This window comes from Collinsella sp. AM44-11 (genome assembly GCF_003467145.1).
In the GTDB taxonomy this organism is placed as follows: Bacteria; Actinomycetota; Coriobacteriia; order Coriobacteriales; family Coriobacteriaceae; genus Collinsella.
The window spans coordinates 1-15,940 of record NZ_QSFE01000023.1 but is presented as its reverse complement, the minus strand read 5'-3'; the positions used below and the strand labels follow the sequence as shown (position 1 = coordinate 15,940).

The following is a 15,940-nucleotide window of genomic DNA, read 5'->3' as shown; positions in this document are numbered from 1 at the left end:
AAAGCTGGCCGCTGCGCGGCCAGCAGACTAAAGTCTTGAATCAAAAAGGGCCGCTCCGGATCACCCAGAGCGGCCCTTGCATCAACATGCGTGGCGCAGGCAAAACCACACGTTACTTAGCGCGGCCCTCCTCATAGCGCTCGACCAGCTTGGCCTGCACGTCATAGGGCACCTGCTCATAGCCTGCGGGCTCCATGGTAAAGTCGCCCGTGCCGCGCGTAATAGAGCGCAGACGCGTCGAGTAATCCGTCAGCTCGGCCAGCGGCGCCTGGGCAATGACCACGGTATCGCCGCGCTCGTCGGTCTCCATGCCTGTCACGCGACCGCGCGAGGCCGAGATGTCGCCCATCACGGCGCCGGCGTAGCTCTCGGGGATAGTCACCGTGATTTCCTCGATGGGCTCCAGTACCACCGGATCGGCATCGGCGCATGCCTTTCGCAGGCCGATGCGAGCCGCCGCGCGGAACGCCATCTCGTTGGAGTCGACGCTGTGATACGAGCCGTCGTACACAGCAACGCGAATGCCCGTGAGCGGGTAGCCGGCAATGATGCCGTCCTTCATGGTCTCCTGGACACCCTTGTCCACGGCGGGGATGAGCGAGCGCGGGATGCGGCCGCCCACGACCTCGTCAACAAACTCATAGCCGTCGCTCGTGCCGTCGGGCCCAATGAGCGGCTCCACACGCAGCCAGCAGTCACCATACTGACCGGCGCCACCGGTCTGCTTCTTATGACGACCCTGGGCACTTGCCGTGCGGCGGATGGTCTCGCGATACGGAATACGGATTGGCACGCTCTTGGCGGCGACCTTGGTGCGGTCCTCCAGACGGTTGAGCAGGACAGAAACTTGCGCCTCGCCCACCGCCGAGATGATGGTCTGGCCGGTTTCCTCGTCGCGGTCGATACTCATGGTCGGATCGGCCTTGCAGGCCTTCTCGATAAACGTGTAGAGCTTCTCTTCGTCGCCGCGATTCTCGGCCTCAATGGCGATGCGGTACTGCGAGTTGGGGAACTTAAACGCCGCAGCCTCGACCTTACCGGTAATCGAGAGCGTATCGCCCGTCTCGGCAGCCAGCTTGGGCGCCACGATGATATCGCCGGCATAGGCGTGACCGACCTCGGTCATGTCGCGGCCGCACATCACATACAGGTGAGCCAGACGCTCGCCCTTGCGCGTGCGCGCATTGACCAGCTCAAGGCCCGGCTCAAGCGTACCCGTCAGCACCTTGATAAAGCTGATGCGGCCCTGCTGCGGATCGGCCAGGGTCTTAAACACAAACGCCACCGGACGGTCATCGTCACTCGAGATCTTGAGCGAGTCGCCATCGATGAGCGGCATCTCGCCGTAGTCGGTCGGCGCCGGGAAGTACGTAGCAATGTCGTCCATCAGCGAGTTGACGCCCTGCTCCTTAATGCAATCGCCCGCAAAGACCGGCACAAAGATGCGCTCGGCGATCGCCTTCGACAGCAGGCCTTCAAGCTCCTCTTGCGTCAGCGTCTCCTCGCCCTCCAGGTATTTCATCATCAGCTCGTCGTCAGCCTCGGCCACCAGCTCGCACAGATGGTCATGGGCCTGTTCGGCCTGGGCACGATACTCCTCGGGAATCTCCGACTCAACGGCTTCGGTGCCGTTGCAATGGCGCGCCTTCATGCGCACCAGGTCGATGATGCCGTCAAAGTCCTCGCCCTCGCCCCAGGGAAGGGTCACGGCACCCAGGCGCGTGCCAAAGCGCTCCTGCAGCAGGTTCATTGTGGTCGTAAAGCTGGCCTCGGAACGCGACAGGCGGTTTACGAACACCGCACGCGCCAGGCGCAGGTCCTCGGCGGCATACCAGAGCTTAACCGTCGTAGGCTGCGGGCCGGCCTCGGCGTCGACCACAAACAGAGCCGTTTCGCAGACGCTCATCGCGGCAAAGGCGTCGCCGATAAAATCGGGATAGCACGGGGCATCAAGCACATTGATGCGTGTGCCCTTCCAGTCGATCGGCGCGATGGTCGTCGAGATGGAAAATGCACGCTTGACCTCTTCAGGGTCATAGTCGAGCGTGGGCTTGGTGCCGTCGTGGCCGCCCAGGCGGGCGGTCTTGCCAGAAAGGTGGAGCATGGCTTCAGCGAGTGAAGTCTTGCCCACCCCGCCTTGGCCTACGAGCACCACGTTCCTTACATTACCGGTCTTGGGAGCACCCATGATGACCTCCTTGCAGGGCCGCGCGCAATGCGCGACGCCAACGGGGAGAGTTCGCGGTCGGTGCCGTCCCGGAAGCAGCATGGTCGGCAGCCGAGCCGGCTCACCCTCCAAATGTCCTATGCCACCACCCTACCCTCACGGGTGACTGCCCATGCACACCTTTCGGCGCACGTATGAATACAGGCGGCGAGAGGACAGGGCAAGCATGCCAGGCGATTATTAAACCCCATCGATACAAATAAAAGCCGTCGCAGACCATAAGACCTGCGGCGGCTTCTTCTCAATACATAGCTGAGCCTAGCCCTCGATACGGCTCAAGAACTCACGGGTGCGCTGCTCACGCGGATGGTCGATAACCTGCTCGGCAGGACCCTCCTCGACAATGCGACCGCCGTCCATAAAGACCACGCGGTCGGCAACATCGCGCGCAAACTGCATCGCATGGGTCACGATCACCATCGTCATATTCTGCGCGGCAAGGTCTTTAATGACACGTAGCACCTCGGCCGTTAGCTCGGGATCGAGCGCCGAGGTCGGCTCGTCAAAGAACAAGATCTCCGGGTCGAGCGCCAAGGCGCGGGCGATACTCACACGCTGTTGCTGACCGCCCGAAAGCTCACATGGCACCTTGTTCTCGTTTCCCGCAAGCCCCATCTGCGCGATCAACTCACGCGCACGTGCTTCGGCCTGCTCGCGCGGGCGTTTGAGCACGCGAATCGGAGCATCGGTGATGTTTTTCATCACGGTATAGTGCGGAAACAGATTGTAGTTCTGAAACACCAGGCCAAATCGCGAGCGTGCCTGCTTGGGCACGTCGCCTTTCGCATATACCGCACCCGATCCCGCGTCCGTCGCAACGGCAAGGTCGCCAAACGAGAGCGATCCTCCGTCGAGCGTCTCGAGCAGCGTGGCACACCGCAGCAGCGTAGACTTACCGCCGCCCGAAGGCCCGATAATCGCCACAACCTCACCGCGCTTGACCTCGAGCGAGATATCCTTGAGCACCTCATAGCCGCCAAACGCCTTACGCGCGTTCGATATATTCATTACCGTTCCGGACACGGGAGCCTCCATGTGTTTAAAGAGTCAGCGAGCGTGTGACTGGCGAGACAATGTGCTCCGAAAGAGGAGCGCCGCGTACTTCTGTACGCAAGCGACGGTTTGAGGAGCAGATTGGCCGTCAGGCACGCGCGCAGCGTCGAGCAGTCCGCCGTTCGTTAGAACGGCGGAACGATCTAGTCATGATAATAGTCCAGCTTCTTTTCGGCGGCGCCCAGCAGCATCTCGACCACAAAGTTAAAGACCCAGTAGATCAGCGCCGCAATCGCAAACGGCACCATGCTCACTTGCGAGGCAACCAGCGCCTTGGCCGTCGAGAACATCTCCCCCACGCCGATGGCAAACGCCAGCGACGTGTCTTTGACCAGCGTGATGATCTCATTGCCCATCGCCGGCAAAATGCGCTTGGCGACTTGCGGCATCACGATATACAGAAACGTCTGCATACGCGAATAGCCCAGCACCTCGGCTGCCTCGTATTGAGCGCATGGAATGGACTGCAAGCCCGAGCGATAAATCTCGGCAAAGTAGCCGGCGTAGTTGATGATGAATGCCACGACGCACGCCGTCCATTTGGAATCGGGCGTGAGCGAGATGCCGAACACGTAGTACGGGGCAAAGTAGATGGCAAACATCTGCAGCATGAGCGGCGTACCGCGCATCACCGAAATATAGATGCGCGCGATCCAGCGAAGCGGCGCGATCTTACTCATACGCATAAACGCCACGGGGATTCCCAACGGAATCGATCCGAGCAGCGTCAGCACAAACAGCTGCAAGCTGACCAAGAATCCCTGGCCAAGCATCTGCATCATGACCTGAATAGACAACCCAAGCTCTCTTTCACAGTAACGGAACAGCGAACCCAATGCTAAAGCGGGTTTTCCAGGTGCCCGAGTTTGCCGTGAAAGAGGAGCGCCGCGTACTAAATGTACGCAAGCGACGGTTTGAACGGCAAAATCGGGTGCCTGGGAAAGCCGCTATTTGAGCACCCAGTTGTCGAAGGAAAGACCATAGCTTGCATATTTATCGCACAGGTCCTTGACCGTGCCGTCCTCGTAGAGCGCCTTGAGCGACTCGGTCACGGCGTCGGCCGACTTGGTGTCGCCCTTCTTAAAGCCGACGGCGTAGTGCTCGCTGGACAGCGGCTTGTCGAGCTGCGTATAGGCATCGGGCTTGGCGGCAAGCTGATACTGGGCAATCGAAAGGTCGCAAGCCACGGCATCGACCGCGCCGCTCTCGAGCTGCATAAAGGCCGTGTTGTACTCGCCGATGGTATCGAGCGTGGCAAACGTCGCGGCCAGATCCTTCTGGTCGCCCTCGAGCACATCCTGCGCAGCGGAATCGGTCTGAGTGATCACGGTCTTGCCAGCGAGATCGTCCCAGCTCTTGATACCCGCGTCCTTCTTGACCACGAGCACTTGCTCGTTGAGCATGTACGGCTCGGAGAACGTGTAGCCGTCCTCACGGCCCTCCATGGTAAAGCCGTTCCAGATGCAGTTGATGGCGCCGGAGTTGAGCAGCGTATCCTTGGCGTCCCAGTCGATGGCCTCGTATTTGACCTCCCAGCCCTGCTTATCGGCAACAGCCTTGGCCAGATCGAGATCAAAGCCGGTGTACTCGCCATCGTCGCCCACAAAGCCGTACGGAGGATAGGACTTATCAAAGCCCACCACGAGCTTCTTGGACTCCGCGGCGCCCTTCACATCCTTGGCCGCGGCAGAGCCAGCAGCGGAGCCCTTGCCAGCACCACCGCCGCAACCGACAAGACCAAGGCCAAGCACCGCGGCGAGCGAGCCGGCTAGACCAACAAACTGACGACGAGACATATCGGTGTTCATGGTATTCCCCCTTGATGGCACTTTAGTTAAGTAAAGTGAATCATGTAACGTTCAGAATCATACACTTTAGCGTGATAGAGCACAAGGCGAGTTTGCCCGCCGCGTGAGGGGTGTGGGGGTTAAGTTTCCTGCTCTACAGTCCTGCTCACGACGGAGGCCACATTAAGTGGCCTCCTGTTCGTGCGGAACTCGCGATAAACTTAACCCCCACACCCCTCACGCGGCGGGCAACCGTCGTTGGGCTTATCACTGACACGAATAAACCGCTTGTATATCGTCTGCTGGCTTGGCACGGTACAATACTTGCAGCTTTAATTCATGAATTAGTGGAGTTATTGATGGCAGAATCTCGTGCGGAGCGTAGGGCTCGTCGTGCTTTGATCGAAGCGACTGAAGGGTCGGAGGAGAAAAAACCTTCTAAGAAATCCAAGTCGTCTCAGGATGCGAAGGGCAAGGCTAAGGCCAAGCATCCCGGCTCTCGTCGGAACGAGGATAAGGCATCTCATACTCGCTCCAAGCGCTCGCATAAAGATCGGGTTTCGTCTGCGCGTAAGGCTGTGGACCCCAAGTCTCCCTGTTCGATCATGAAAGCTTGCGGTGGGTGCACGGCGCTCAATCGTCCTTATAAAAAGCAGTTGGCAGCTAAGCAGGCTGCTATGGAGGAGCTTTTTGCTGCTCTTTGCGAGCGCGAGGGTATTAGCGTCGACCCCATTCGCGGTATGGGCGTCACCTTGGGCGACCCGGGCAAGTATCCTGCGCCGCGTGGTTTTCGTCATAAGGCTGCCACTCCGTTTGCTCCCGGTAAGGAGGGTACTGTCCGCTGCGGCTTTTTTGAGCGCGGTTCGCACAGAATCGTTGCCGTGCCCGAATGCCCCGTCGAGGTACCGGGCGCCCGACAGATTCTTATCGGCATCGCGCGTGAAGCTGAGCGCCTGCACATTCCCGCCTTTAACGAGGACAAGCATCTGGGCTTGCTCCGCTATGCCGTCGTCCGCTGCGGTTGGCGTACCGACCAGATTATGGTCACCCTCGTGACCGCTCAGCGCGACTTGCCGCATGCGCAGGAGTTCTTTGAGGCTGTCGCCGCACTCGATCCGCATATCGTCACCGTTGCCCAAAACATCAACGGACGCCCCGGTAACGCCATCTTGGGTGAGGAGACTCGTATCGTCTATGGCGCCGAGTGCATGCGCGACCAGCTGCTCGGTTGCGAATTCGATATCTCCCCTACCGCGTTCTACCAGACCAACCCGCAGCAGACCGAGCTGCTCTACCAGCTCGCTATCGATGGCATGGATCTGCGCCAGGACGATGTGCTTATGGATGCCTACTGCGGCAGCGGCACCATCGGTCTTTGCGCAGCTAAAGAAGCCCAGAACAAGGGTATCGGCATCATGCTGCTCGGAGTGGAGCGCAACCCGGCGGGCATTGCCGACGCACGCCGCAATGCCGAGCTCAACGGCCTCACCCGCAGCGCTTGGTTTATGGCCGACGACGCCACCGATTACATCCTGGACGCTGCCGATAACAACGAGCGCGTTGACGTTCTCTCCATCGACCCGCCGCGCGCCGGCTCTACACCCGAGTTCCTCGAAGCCGCCTGCGCACTTAAGCCGCGCCGCATCACCTATATCAGCTGCAACCCCGTCACCCAAGAGCGCGACCTACACCAGCTCCTCGACGGAGGTTATCGCCTGCTCAAGATCACGCCGGTCGACATGTTCCCTCATACCGACCACACCGAGACCGTCGCGGTCCTCGAGCGCCGCTAATCCACCGGCACAAGAAAGGGGACGGCCCGTCTGGACTGCCCCCTTCGCTTGGTTTATGAACTCCGCTACATCCCCTTGCGCAGGTCGCACACGCCGGCTGCCGCCATCTCGCGCAGCAGCGTCTCGCGATCGCGCGTCACGATCAAATCCAGCGGGAAGTGAATCTCGTCGAGCATCTTGCGCGCGTGATCGAGCTTGCCAATGGCCATGCCAATGTGGGCATCGGTCGACACGCCAATGCCAACGCCCAGCTCGGCGCAGCGCTCGGCGATCTTGCGGCATACGGCCCAATGCTCAGTGTCGGCACCGTGCTCAAGACTATGGTTGTTGATCTCGATAATCTTGTGCTTGGCCTTGGCCGCCAACAGCACCTCGTCGATATCGAACGGCACGCCCGAGCGCCCCGCATGCCCCAGCATGAACACCTTGGGGTGCTCCAGGGCATTGATGTACATCTCGGTCGTCTCGGCGAGCGTCGCGCCTTCGGCAAACTGCGGGTTATGCACGCTTGCCACCAAATAATCCAAATTACGCGTCACCAAATCGAACAGCGAATGCTCACGACTATACGAATCGCCGGCGATATTGAGCGAAACGGGAATGTCCTCGCCAAACAAGCTTCCGTCCAGCGAAACGATATCGGCCTCGGCGCCGCGGAGCACCAGCACGCCGCTCCAAATGCGCGGCCAGATATCCTGGTTAATAAAGAACTGGAAACTGCGCAGGTCATTGGGGCAAGGCGTAACCATCGAGCTTAAATGATCGGCGGAACCGAGCACCTGAAGGCCACGCTCCGCCGCCCAATAGATGTTCTCCTCAATGGTTGAGTACGCATGCGCGGAGAACATCGTATGAGTATGGATATCACAGGAAAGCAGGTAGGGCATCAGGTCTCCTTGTCCAGCATGGCCGTCGCGTATATTCATTGTACGCATAGCTTTCGGCAGTCGTAAAACTGCTTCATCCCAATCACACAACGGCATAGACAACGGGGTCTGGCTTAACACCAAACCCCGTTTCACGTAAAACATTGTAAGCAGAGCGCTTTACTTTTAACGATACTCGTCCGCCAACTGTTTCCAAGCGGGTAGCGAATTGATAATCGTTTCGTAACTCACGCAATAGCCCAGGCGGAACCAACCAGGCATGCCAAAGCTGTCCGAGGGCACCGCAAGCAGCTCATACTTCTTCGCGCGCTCACAGAACGCATTCGCATCGGGCTCCAGTGCCTTCACCCACAGGTAGAATGCACCATCCGGCTCAACATAGGTGTAGCCGTACTCCGCTAGTGCGTCGGTAAGCGCGGTGCGGTTGCGAGCATAGGCCTCGACATCACTCGGCTCATCGATGCAATCGATGATCACGCGCTGGAAGAGCGCCGGTGCGCACACAAAGCCCAGCGTACGGGCGGCACCCGCAACAGCCGGCATCAGACGCGCCGCCTGCGGGTTGGTGTTGGGAACCAAAATCCAGCCCACGCGCTCGCCCGGCAGCGACAGCGACTTGGAGTACGAATAGCACACGACGGCGTGCTCGTAAATCGAGGGCACCCAAGGCACCTCGGCGCCGTATACAATCTCGCGATACGGTTCATCCGAGATAAGCATAATCGGGTTCTCGGGATCGCGCTTGGCGTTGACCTCGCACAAAACTTTAGCCAGGCGCGTCAAGGTATCGCGCGTATACACAGCGCCGGTCGGGTTATTGGGCGAGTCGATAATGACGGCAGCCGTCTTATCGGTAATCGCCTTGAGCACGTTATCCACGCTCAGCTGGAACGTATCTTCATCGGCGAGCGCCTCGACACACGTACAGCCGGCCTTCTCAATCCACACACGATACTCCGGGAAGTACGGAGCGATAACGATGACCTCGTCGCCCGGATTGGTAATCGCGTTGAGCGTACAGGTGAGCGAAGCTGCCGCACCCACCGTCATAAAGACATCCTTGCCCTCATAGCTCGTGCCAAAACGGCGGTTGAGCGATTCGGCGACGGCTGCACGACATTGTGGCTGGCCAGGCGCGGGCGTATAGCCGTGCAGCTGGTCGCTCGGCAGCTCCAAGGCCTTCTTAATGGACTCCGCCACGGCAGCAGGCGCCGGAACGCTCGGGTTACCCAGTGAGAAATCGAACACGTTCTCTGCACCGATCTGCGCCTTGCGTTCAAGGCCATAGCTAAAGATCTCACGGATGATGGAGCTCTCCGCACCGCGAGCATACATACTTTCGTTGATCATCTGTTCCCCTTTCGCATAGGCGCTATTGTACGCTTTAGCCGAGCAAAGCGCCGCAGCAATGTTGATTGGGGACAGACTTAAATGCGTGAAAACGCTCATTTAAGTCTGTCCCCAATCAACAGATGGCCCCATATCGCTCAAAAGAAAGAGCCTCCGCAGGTTTCCCCGCGGAGGCTTTTGCTACAAAGATTACTCGTCGACGTCAGTATTGCCGCCGGCCTTCTTTTCGTCAGCGCTCTCGGCATCGTCAGCATCCTCAGACGCGACGCCGGCGTCCTCCTGCATGGCCGCCTGCGCAAAGGCCGCGGCATCAGCCGCCAGCTCCTCCTCGCTCATACGAGGCGCGCGCTTCTTGGTCGGCATGCCGGCCGCCTTGGCATTGCGCTCCTCCTTGGCCGCCAGGATATCGCCCTCGCGCTCAAGATAGGCGTCCCACTCGTTATCGAGCAGGGCATTCACGGCATCGCCCTCGACAGTCTCGCGCTCAAGCAGCACCTTCGCCATCAGATCAAGCTGATCGCGACGGGCATCCAAGATCTCAACAGCACGACGATGGGCCTCGCGCATGATGCGCTGAACCTCGATATCAATGCGGCGCGCCGTCTCCTCGGAGTAATCCTGATGATCGGCATAGTCGCGGCCCAGGAATACCTGATGCTGCGCCTCGCCAAAGACCTGAGTGCCCAGCTCCTCGCTCATGCCCAGGCGCGTGACCATCTCGCGCGCCATCTTGGTCGCGCGCTCCAGGTCGTTGCTCGCGCCCGACGTGATGTCATCGCACATGAGCTCCTCGGCAACGCGACCGCCCAAGAACACGGCGAGCTCGTCGAGCATCTCGTTCTTGGTCTTGAGGAAGTGATCCTCCTGCGGAAGCTGCAGTGTGTAGCCCAGGGCCTGACCGCGGCTGACGATCGAGATCTTATGAACCGGATCGGAGTGCTCCAGGATGTGGCCCACCAAAGCGTGGCCGCTCTCGTGGTAGGCAATCGTGGTGCGCTCGGCTTCGGTCATCACGCGACCCTTGCGTTGCGGTCCGGCAATCACGCGCTCCATCGACTCCTCGACCTCGTCCATCGAGATCACGGAACGATGACGGCGAGCGGCCAGCAGCGCAGACTCGTTGAGCAGGTTCGCCAAATCGGCACCAGTAAAGCCAACGGTCATCTGGGCGAGCTTCTCAAACTTCACGTCCTCGTCCATCGGCTTGTTCTCGGCATGCACGCGCAAGATCTGCTCGCGGCCCTTCACATCCGGACGGTCGACCGTAACCTGACGGTCAAAACGACCGGGACGCAGCAATGCCGGATCCAGGATGTCAGGACGGTTGGTCGCGGCGATCAGGATGACCGACTCGCTTTCCTCAAAACCGTCCATCTCGACCAGCAGCTGGTTGAGCGTTTGCTCGCGCTCGTCGTGACCGCCGCCCAAGCCAGCTCCGCGCTGACGTCCTACGGCGTCGATCTCGTCAATGAAGATGATCGACGGAGCCTGAGACTTGGCCTCCTTAAAGAGGTCGCGCACGCGGCTGGCGCCGACGCCCACGAACATCTCGACAAAGTCAGAGCCCGAGATGCTAAAGAACGGCACGCCCGCCTCGCCGGCAACGGCCTTGGCCAGCAGCGTCTTACCGGTACCCGGAGGGCCTACCAGCAACACACCGCGGGGAATCTTGGCGCCCAGCTTGCGATAGCGGTCCGGGTCGCTCAAGAAGTCACGAATCTCTTCGAGCTCCTCGACCGCCTCATCCACGCCAGCGACATCCTCAAACTTGACCTTGGGGCGCGTGGCCTCGTTGGTCTTGGCGTTGGTCTTGCCAAACTGCATGTTCCTGTTGTTGGCACCCATCATCTGGCGCATAAAGTAGAACATGATAGCAATCAGGGCAATCGTCGGAAGCACACTCATCGCCAAGTCACCCCAAAAATCGGGATCGTTGGTGTTGACGATGTACTTGGTATCGGGGTGCTCCGCCATGAGCTCGGCAAGCGAATCGGAACCGACATAGGTCGAGGAAAAGCTCTTGAGCTCGCTCGTGTCGCCCTTATCCTTTTTCGTCTTCCAGTAATGACCCGTCACGCTTCCGTCCTGAACCGTATAGGTCAGATCTTCGACGCGATCCTGCTTGATGGCGCTGACCATCTCACTCGTCGCGAGCTTTACGGTATTGCTGGACTTGGCAAAGCCGGAGCCCATGTTAAAGAAGGCATAGCCCAGAAGCGCGCAAGCCAAAAGAAAATACAGCCAGCCCGTACGCGTGGGCTTCTTGCCTCCGGGCATCCCCGGGATCTTTGGGTCCCGGGGAGTCTGGGAATTGTTGTCGTTACGGTCGTCGGGCATCTTACAAATAAACCTCCGGTTTCAAAATGCCCAGATACGGAAGGTTGCGATAGCGCTCGGCATAGTCGAGGCCGTAGCCCACCACAAAGGCATCGGGGCAATGGGTTCCAACATACTTGGGCGTGACGGCCGAGACGCGGTCCTCAACGTCCTTCCATAGGAAGGCGGCGACCTCCAGCGAGGCGGGCTTGCGGCTCTCGAGGTTCTTCATCAGATACTTGAGCGTCAGGCCCGAGTCCAGAATGTCCTCGACGATCAGCACGTCGCGACCGCGGATGTCGATATCCAGGTCCTTAATGATACGCACGATACCCGAGGACTTCACGCCGTCGCCGTAGCTCGAAACAGCCATGAAATCGATGTTGGTCGGCAGCTCGATCTTGCGCATCAGGTCGCCCATAAAGACCACGGCGCCGCGCAGGACCGCAATCAGCACCAGATCCTTACCCGCATAGTCGCGCGTAATCTGCTCGCCCAAGCGAGAGACGATACCGTCGATATCCTCCTGCGTAAACAGAACCTTCTCGATATCCGGATGTTGAGAAGCCATGACAACCCTTTCTTGTGCTTAATCGCCCACACACCGCCGTATGGACGCGAACTACACATTCTAGCAGCGCACGGGGTATATTTTCCAGCCCGCGCACCATCAGCGCGGGAATACCGTCAACGCCGCACAGAAAAGCTGGTGCGAGGAGCTAATCCGTGTCAACCACGCGAAGCAGATAGGCCACGCGCGTCGCCGCTGCGCACTTAAAACGTTCGTCCGCGCGAACGCCCGCGACCCATACTACGGCACCTCCCGGAGCCGTTCTTACCACGGGTACGCCAGAACGGTCTGAAACAGGAATGCGCGCCTCGTTCAACAGGTCTGACACTTTCTTGCTTCGACCGTTCATCCCCAACGGGCACATCACGTCTCCCGGCACAGGGCTATCCACCCACAGGCGCGCCAATCGCGCCTCGGCGGGAATCTCCCCGCGCGAGCCGGCTAGCATCCGATCGCTATCGCGGTCGGCAAATCCCAGGGCCGCCGCATCCACCAAGGCCGCAACCTCTCCGGCAGCAGCAAGCTCGCGGGCACGGTGCACGATATCGCACCCCGGCTCCACAGCCATCGGCTCTGCTGTCAGCATACGCCCCGCCCCCAGCGGCAGACGACCGGGAACGGAGATCCAGTCGGCCACTAAGCCCTCGCGCGCCGCCGGGGCCTTGAGCGCCAGCATGCCAAACTCCACACGGGCATCAATTCCCGCAGGAAGCGTAACCGAGCCCGAGCCCGCAGCGACACAAGCGAGTACGCGCTCCACATGACGCATCTCCGGTCGCGCGTCGGGATCGATGCGCTTAATCGCCAACCGCACGATACGCCGTGCAATCACAACCTCGGCGGCGGCAAGACGGCGCGCATCGAGCACCAGTGCGCCCGCCGCTTCCTTGCGCAAGCAGCTTCGAAACGCCTGTGCCGAAAGCTGGGAAAGAAAGGCGTCTTCGTCGCCTAGAATTTCGCAAGCGGCGCCAATCGTCTTACAGACGTTCGCGTTGCGCTGTGCCACCACCGGCATCACCCGATGGCGCACATAGTTGCGCAGGTACGAAACATCCTCGTTGCTTTCATCTTCCCGCCATGGCTGACCGTGCACCTGCAGATAGCTCACGAGCTCATCATGCGTGAGGTCGAGCAAGGGGCGCACCACAATGTTCCGACGGCGTGGAATGCTCGATAGACCCGCAGTACCCGACCCTTTAATGGCATTCATCAAAAATGTTTCCGCGCGGTCCGACGAGGTATGCGCGGTACAGATACGAGCCGCCGTCCGCGGTGCGCCCGATTCGGCACAAAGTTCGCGAACATATCTCCGCGCCGCGGCATAGCGCACCTCGCGAGCCGCAGCCTCGATATTGCCCGATTCGTTATCAAAATAGGCATGCTCAACACACAGCGGCAAGCCATATTGCGCGCACAGGTCACGTACAAAGCCCTCGTCGCCATCGGATGCCTCCCCGCGCAGATGGTGGTTCACATGCAGCACGTGCAAACGCTCGCGAGCAATGGGGGCAACGCCGCGTCCATCTTGGATATCCAGCTTTGATGTGCAAGCCATAAGGAGCAGCGCCGTCGAGTCCGCACCGCCTGATACCATGAGCACTACGGGGGCAGCGGTCTGCCGCGTTGCCAGAGCGCTCTTATCCGTCCTCGGCGCGGCATGATGTCCATAGTGCTGAGATACCGTTGGCATTCGCTTCCTCCTCTATTCGTCCGCACCCATTGTATCCTTTGGAATCTTATGTCTCGTCTGCACCTTCATATCCTCGGCAGCGGCTCAAAAGGCAACTGCGCACTCGTCGAGGGGCCTCAGGGGCTCATCATGATCGATAACGGCCTGTCCCGCCGCGAGACGCTTAAACGCATAGCGGAGCTTGGCCTCTCGGCAGACGACGTCGCCGCTCTTGTAATCACTCATGAGCATGGAGACCATATCAAGGGGCTCGATGTATGGTGCAGGCACTGGCATGGTCCCCTCTTTGCCAGTAGGGGCACCCTTTCATGCAAAGAAAACCTCGCGCACCTGCCCGTGGAGGAATTTGACCCCGGCGACACGCTCCCCATTGCCGGCATCCAGGTACAAACCTACTCAACATCGCACGATGTCATCAATCCTGTCGGCTATCGATTCAATGCTCTCGATGATTCCATTGGGTTTGCCACCGACACCGGAGAGTTGCCGAGCAAAGCCATAGGCATCCTCAAAGACTGTCGAGTTCTCGCGCTCGAAAGCAACCACGATGTGACTATGTTGCGCGAAGGACCGTACCCCCGCTTTCTTCAGGAGCGCATCCTGTCCACAAAGGGACACCTCTCCAACAACCAGGCCGCAAAAGCCGCGCGCGAACTTGTTACCGATCGCACCGAACAGCTCATCGCTATGCACATCAGCCAGGACAATAATCGTCCAAGCCTTACCGTCAAAAGCTATGCCAACGCGCTTGATGCAAATCTCGATGATGAGCTCGGCAGCTCAGCCACCCGTCTTCAAGGGCCACGGAAGCTCTCGATACGCCCTGCAAGTCAGTATCAACCGACAACTATTCAATAGCCCACTCAACACAACAAAAGGGGGCCGGGAATCACTTCCCAGCCCCCCATAATTCATACTCTCGATTGAAGTGGAGCCATCGTTAGTCGATAGAGATCTTCGTAACGTTCTTCTTCTCGACAATCTTGGGAACCGTAACGGTCAGGATGCCGTCAGCATACTTAGCCGAAAGGCCCTCGCTCGAAGCGTCCTTCAGATACACGCCGCGCGTCGCGCTGTACGAGCCGAACTCCTTCTGCAGGAAGTTCTTACCCTCATTTTCGGCGCTCTCCTCGACGTTCACACTGATCGACAGGCGACCCTCATTGAGCTCGACGTCGATGTCATCCTTAGCGACACCGGTAAGATACGCCTTGACCTCGTAGCCATCGCCCTTGTCCTCAACGTCAACGGGGAACGCCTTGGAAGCAATCGAGCTATTCGTCAGGTCTGTCATATCATCAAACAGATCAAACAGCGAGCTTGCAGAAGGACGTACACCAAAAACCGAACGATAAGGAACCAAGCTTGCCATGTTTACCACTCCTTGTAAGGACTGCCGAGTCATCTTCTAGGTGACTGGGACTTCTTTTGACGCTTTTATATATGCCCAGGAGTTTCTCATATATACACTGACTATAAAGTTTTTTAAGTCTCTTACTATAAGCATATCTAAGTGTTGTTGACTAAGGTTTTAGATAGATTAAGGTTCTTTGAACCGTGCCATTAATAGCAAGTATGTCCCATGCAAATTCGGGCACGGGGCTTACAATGAGCGCGTACGCGTTGTTGATAACGAGCTAAAGGGCACCATGGACGATCAAAGACAGGACAACAGGTTTATGCCGACGCAGGGCGAAGAGTCCACCCAGCAGCCCGCACGGTTCCATCGCCCACATATCTCACAAGAGCCCATCGATGATCCCGAGCCCGAATATGTAACGAGAAATCGATATCGAACACTCGAGGATACACAAACGAGGCGCAAAAATATGGGCGTGGCCTCGGGAAACCCTGTATATCTGAAAGATGCGCCGCTCTCTAAAAACAGTGCAGATAAGGATGAGCCGATGAGAGAATCCGTCACTCATCAACAACGAGGGCCTCGGCCCAAGCAAACCTTGACGCATTCGGCTCGCTATCTCGAAACGCCAAAAAAAGGAAAGTCGATCTTCGTTTCGTCAAGCAAACGACGCAAGCAGCATCGACTGACAATTCTGCTTTTGATCATTACGGTCATAGCAATTGCTGTTGTAATTCGATTCATAGTCTTTAAATAAAGGCATAGCGTCCAAAAGGCAACGAGAGAAGCTCGTGTAATTGTGTCCACTCGAGCCAAATACACGCAAAAAGGGGGAGGCCGCGAGGCCTCCCCCTTCTCCATTCCATTGACGGCTCGGTGCCGTCCACCGGTCAGCGGCGCCCTGGC

13 protein-coding genes are annotated in these 15,940 nt (G+C 58.7%); 3 read left to right on the top strand and 10 right to left on the bottom strand.

Translation table 11 applies throughout. The features are described from left to right. Positions 1-112: 112 nt before the first annotated feature. The 4 genes from DW943_RS10090 to DW943_RS10075 all read right to left on the bottom strand — a co-directional run bounded on the left by DW943_RS10090 (position 113) and on the right by DW943_RS10075 (position 5,088). Positions 113-2,188 carry a translation factor GTPase family protein gene (locus DW943_RS10090; protein WP_117862952.1) on the bottom strand — a complete coding sequence of 692 codons (2,076 nt, stop codon included), beginning with the start codon at positions 2,186-2,188 and terminating at the stop codon, positions 113-115. 297 nt (positions 2,189-2,485) lie between these two features. Beyond that, positions 2,486-3,235, bottom strand: coding sequence for an amino acid ABC transporter ATP-binding protein (locus tag DW943_RS10085; RefSeq protein WP_197032225.1), 750 nt, complete (start codon positions 3,233-3,235; stop codon positions 2,486-2,488). A gap of 188 nt (positions 3,236-3,423) precedes the next feature. Next, the gene (locus tag DW943_RS10080) at positions 3,424-4,077 is read right to left on the bottom strand and encodes an amino acid ABC transporter permease (protein WP_233543659.1); all 654 of its coding nucleotides are present in this window, start codon (positions 4,075-4,077) and stop codon (positions 3,424-3,426) included. A 150-nt stretch (positions 4,078-4,227) separates the two neighbouring features. Further along, positions 4,228-5,088, bottom strand: coding sequence for a transporter substrate-binding domain-containing protein (locus DW943_RS10075; protein ID WP_117862951.1), 861 nt, complete (start codon positions 5,086-5,088; stop codon positions 4,228-4,230). A 338-nt stretch (positions 5,089-5,426) separates the two neighbouring features. Between DW943_RS10075 and rlmD the strand changes: the two genes are divergently transcribed. Beyond that, a complete protein-coding gene (gene rlmD / locus DW943_RS10070) occupies positions 5,427-6,860 on the top strand; it encodes a 23S rRNA (uracil(1939)-C(5))-methyltransferase RlmD (protein ID WP_117862950.1) in 1,434 nt (477 codons plus the stop codon). Positions 6,861-6,925: 65 nt separating this feature from the next. On the opposite strand, the gene DW943_RS10065 is transcribed toward rlmD, so the two are convergent. The 5 genes from DW943_RS10065 to tilS form a co-directional block, all read right to left on the bottom strand. Beyond that, entirely contained in the window at positions 6,926-7,747 is an 822-nt protein-coding gene (locus tag DW943_RS10065; RefSeq protein WP_089573488.1) for a phosphatase, read from the bottom strand. 165 nt (positions 7,748-7,912) lie between these two features. Next, positions 7,913-9,097, bottom strand: a complete 1,185-nt coding sequence (locus tag DW943_RS10060; protein ID WP_117767264.1) for a pyridoxal phosphate-dependent aminotransferase — start codon at positions 9,095-9,097, stop codon at positions 7,913-7,915. Between the two features lie 189 nt (positions 9,098-9,286). Next, the gene (ftsH, locus tag DW943_RS10055) at positions 9,287-11,374 is read right to left on the bottom strand and encodes an ATP-dependent zinc metalloprotease FtsH (RefSeq protein ID WP_233543658.1); all 2,088 of its coding nucleotides are present in this window, start codon (positions 11,372-11,374) and stop codon (positions 9,287-9,289) included. Positions 11,375-11,435: 61 nt separating this feature from the next. Beyond that, a complete protein-coding gene (gene hpt, locus DW943_RS10050) occupies positions 11,436-11,984 on the bottom strand; it encodes a hypoxanthine phosphoribosyltransferase (RefSeq protein WP_117862948.1) in 549 nt (182 codons plus the stop codon). A 148-nt stretch (positions 11,985-12,132) separates the two neighbouring features. Further along, on the bottom strand, positions 12,133-13,674 hold the full coding sequence (gene tilS / locus DW943_RS10045; protein ID WP_199572892.1) for a tRNA lysidine(34) synthetase TilS: 1,542 nt from the start codon (positions 13,672-13,674) through the stop codon (positions 12,133-12,135). 48 nt (positions 13,675-13,722) lie between these two features. Here tilS and DW943_RS10040 point away from each other — a divergent pair, with 48 nt between their 5' ends. After that, positions 13,723-14,532, top strand: a complete 810-nt coding sequence (locus DW943_RS10040) for an MBL fold metallo-hydrolase (RefSeq protein ID WP_117862953.1) — start codon at positions 13,723-13,725, stop codon at positions 14,530-14,532. Between the two features lie 82 nt (positions 14,533-14,614). Here DW943_RS10040 and DW943_RS10035 read toward each other — a convergent pair whose 3' ends face one another. Further along, complete coding sequence (locus tag DW943_RS10035; protein ID WP_117862947.1) at positions 14,615-15,046, bottom strand: Hsp20/alpha crystallin family protein; 432 nt, start codon at positions 15,044-15,046, stop codon at positions 14,615-14,617. 277 nt (positions 15,047-15,323) lie between these two features. Here DW943_RS10035 and DW943_RS10030 point away from each other — a divergent pair, with 277 nt between their 5' ends. Beyond that, positions 15,324-15,791, top strand: coding sequence for a hypothetical protein (locus DW943_RS10030; protein ID WP_117862946.1), 468 nt, complete (start codon positions 15,324-15,326; stop codon positions 15,789-15,791). The last annotated feature ends 149 nt before the right edge of the window (positions 15,792-15,940 follow it).

What these genes read in the sequence shown, in the direction of transcription:
- DW943_RS10090 (WP_117862952.1), bottom strand. Translation starts at nt 2,188, where the DNA reads ATGGGTGCTCCCAAGACCGGTAATGTAAGGAACGTGGTGCTCGTAGGC.
- DW943_RS10085 (WP_197032225.1), bottom strand. Translation starts at nt 3,235, where the DNA reads ATGAATATATCGAACGCGCGTAAGGCGTTTGGCGGCTATGAGGTGCTC.
- DW943_RS10075 (WP_117862951.1), bottom strand. Translation starts at nt 5,088, where the DNA reads ATGAACACCGATATGTCTCGTCGTCAGTTTGTTGGTCTAGCCGGCTCG.
- rlmD (WP_117862950.1), top strand. Translation starts at nt 5,427, where the DNA reads ATGGCAGAATCTCGTGCGGAGCGTAGGGCTCGTCGTGCTTTGATCGAA.
- DW943_RS10065 (WP_089573488.1), bottom strand. Translation starts at nt 7,747, where the DNA reads ATGCCCTACCTGCTTTCCTGTGATATCCATACTCATACGATGTTCTCC.
- DW943_RS10060 (WP_117767264.1), bottom strand. Translation starts at nt 9,097, where the DNA reads ATGATCAACGAAAGTATGTATGCTCGCGGTGCGGAGAGCTCCATCATC.
- ftsH (WP_233543658.1), bottom strand. Translation starts at nt 11,374, where the DNA reads ATGCCCGGAGGCAAGAAGCCCACGCGTACGGGCTGGCTGTATTTTCTT.
- hpt (WP_117862948.1), bottom strand. Translation starts at nt 11,984, where the DNA reads ATGGCTTCTCAACATCCGGATATCGAGAAGGTTCTGTTTACGCAGGAG.
- tilS (WP_199572892.1), bottom strand. Translation starts at nt 13,674, where the DNA reads ATGCCAACGGTATCTCAGCACTATGGACATCATGCCGCGCCGAGGACG.
- DW943_RS10040 (WP_117862953.1), top strand. Translation starts at nt 13,723, where the DNA reads ATGTCTCGTCTGCACCTTCATATCCTCGGCAGCGGCTCAAAAGGCAAC.
- DW943_RS10035 (WP_117862947.1), bottom strand. Translation starts at nt 15,046, where the DNA reads ATGGCAAGCTTGGTTCCTTATCGTTCGGTTTTTGGTGTACGTCCTTCT.
- DW943_RS10030 (WP_117862946.1), top strand. Translation starts at nt 15,324, where the DNA reads ATGGACGATCAAAGACAGGACAACAGGTTTATGCCGACGCAGGGCGAA.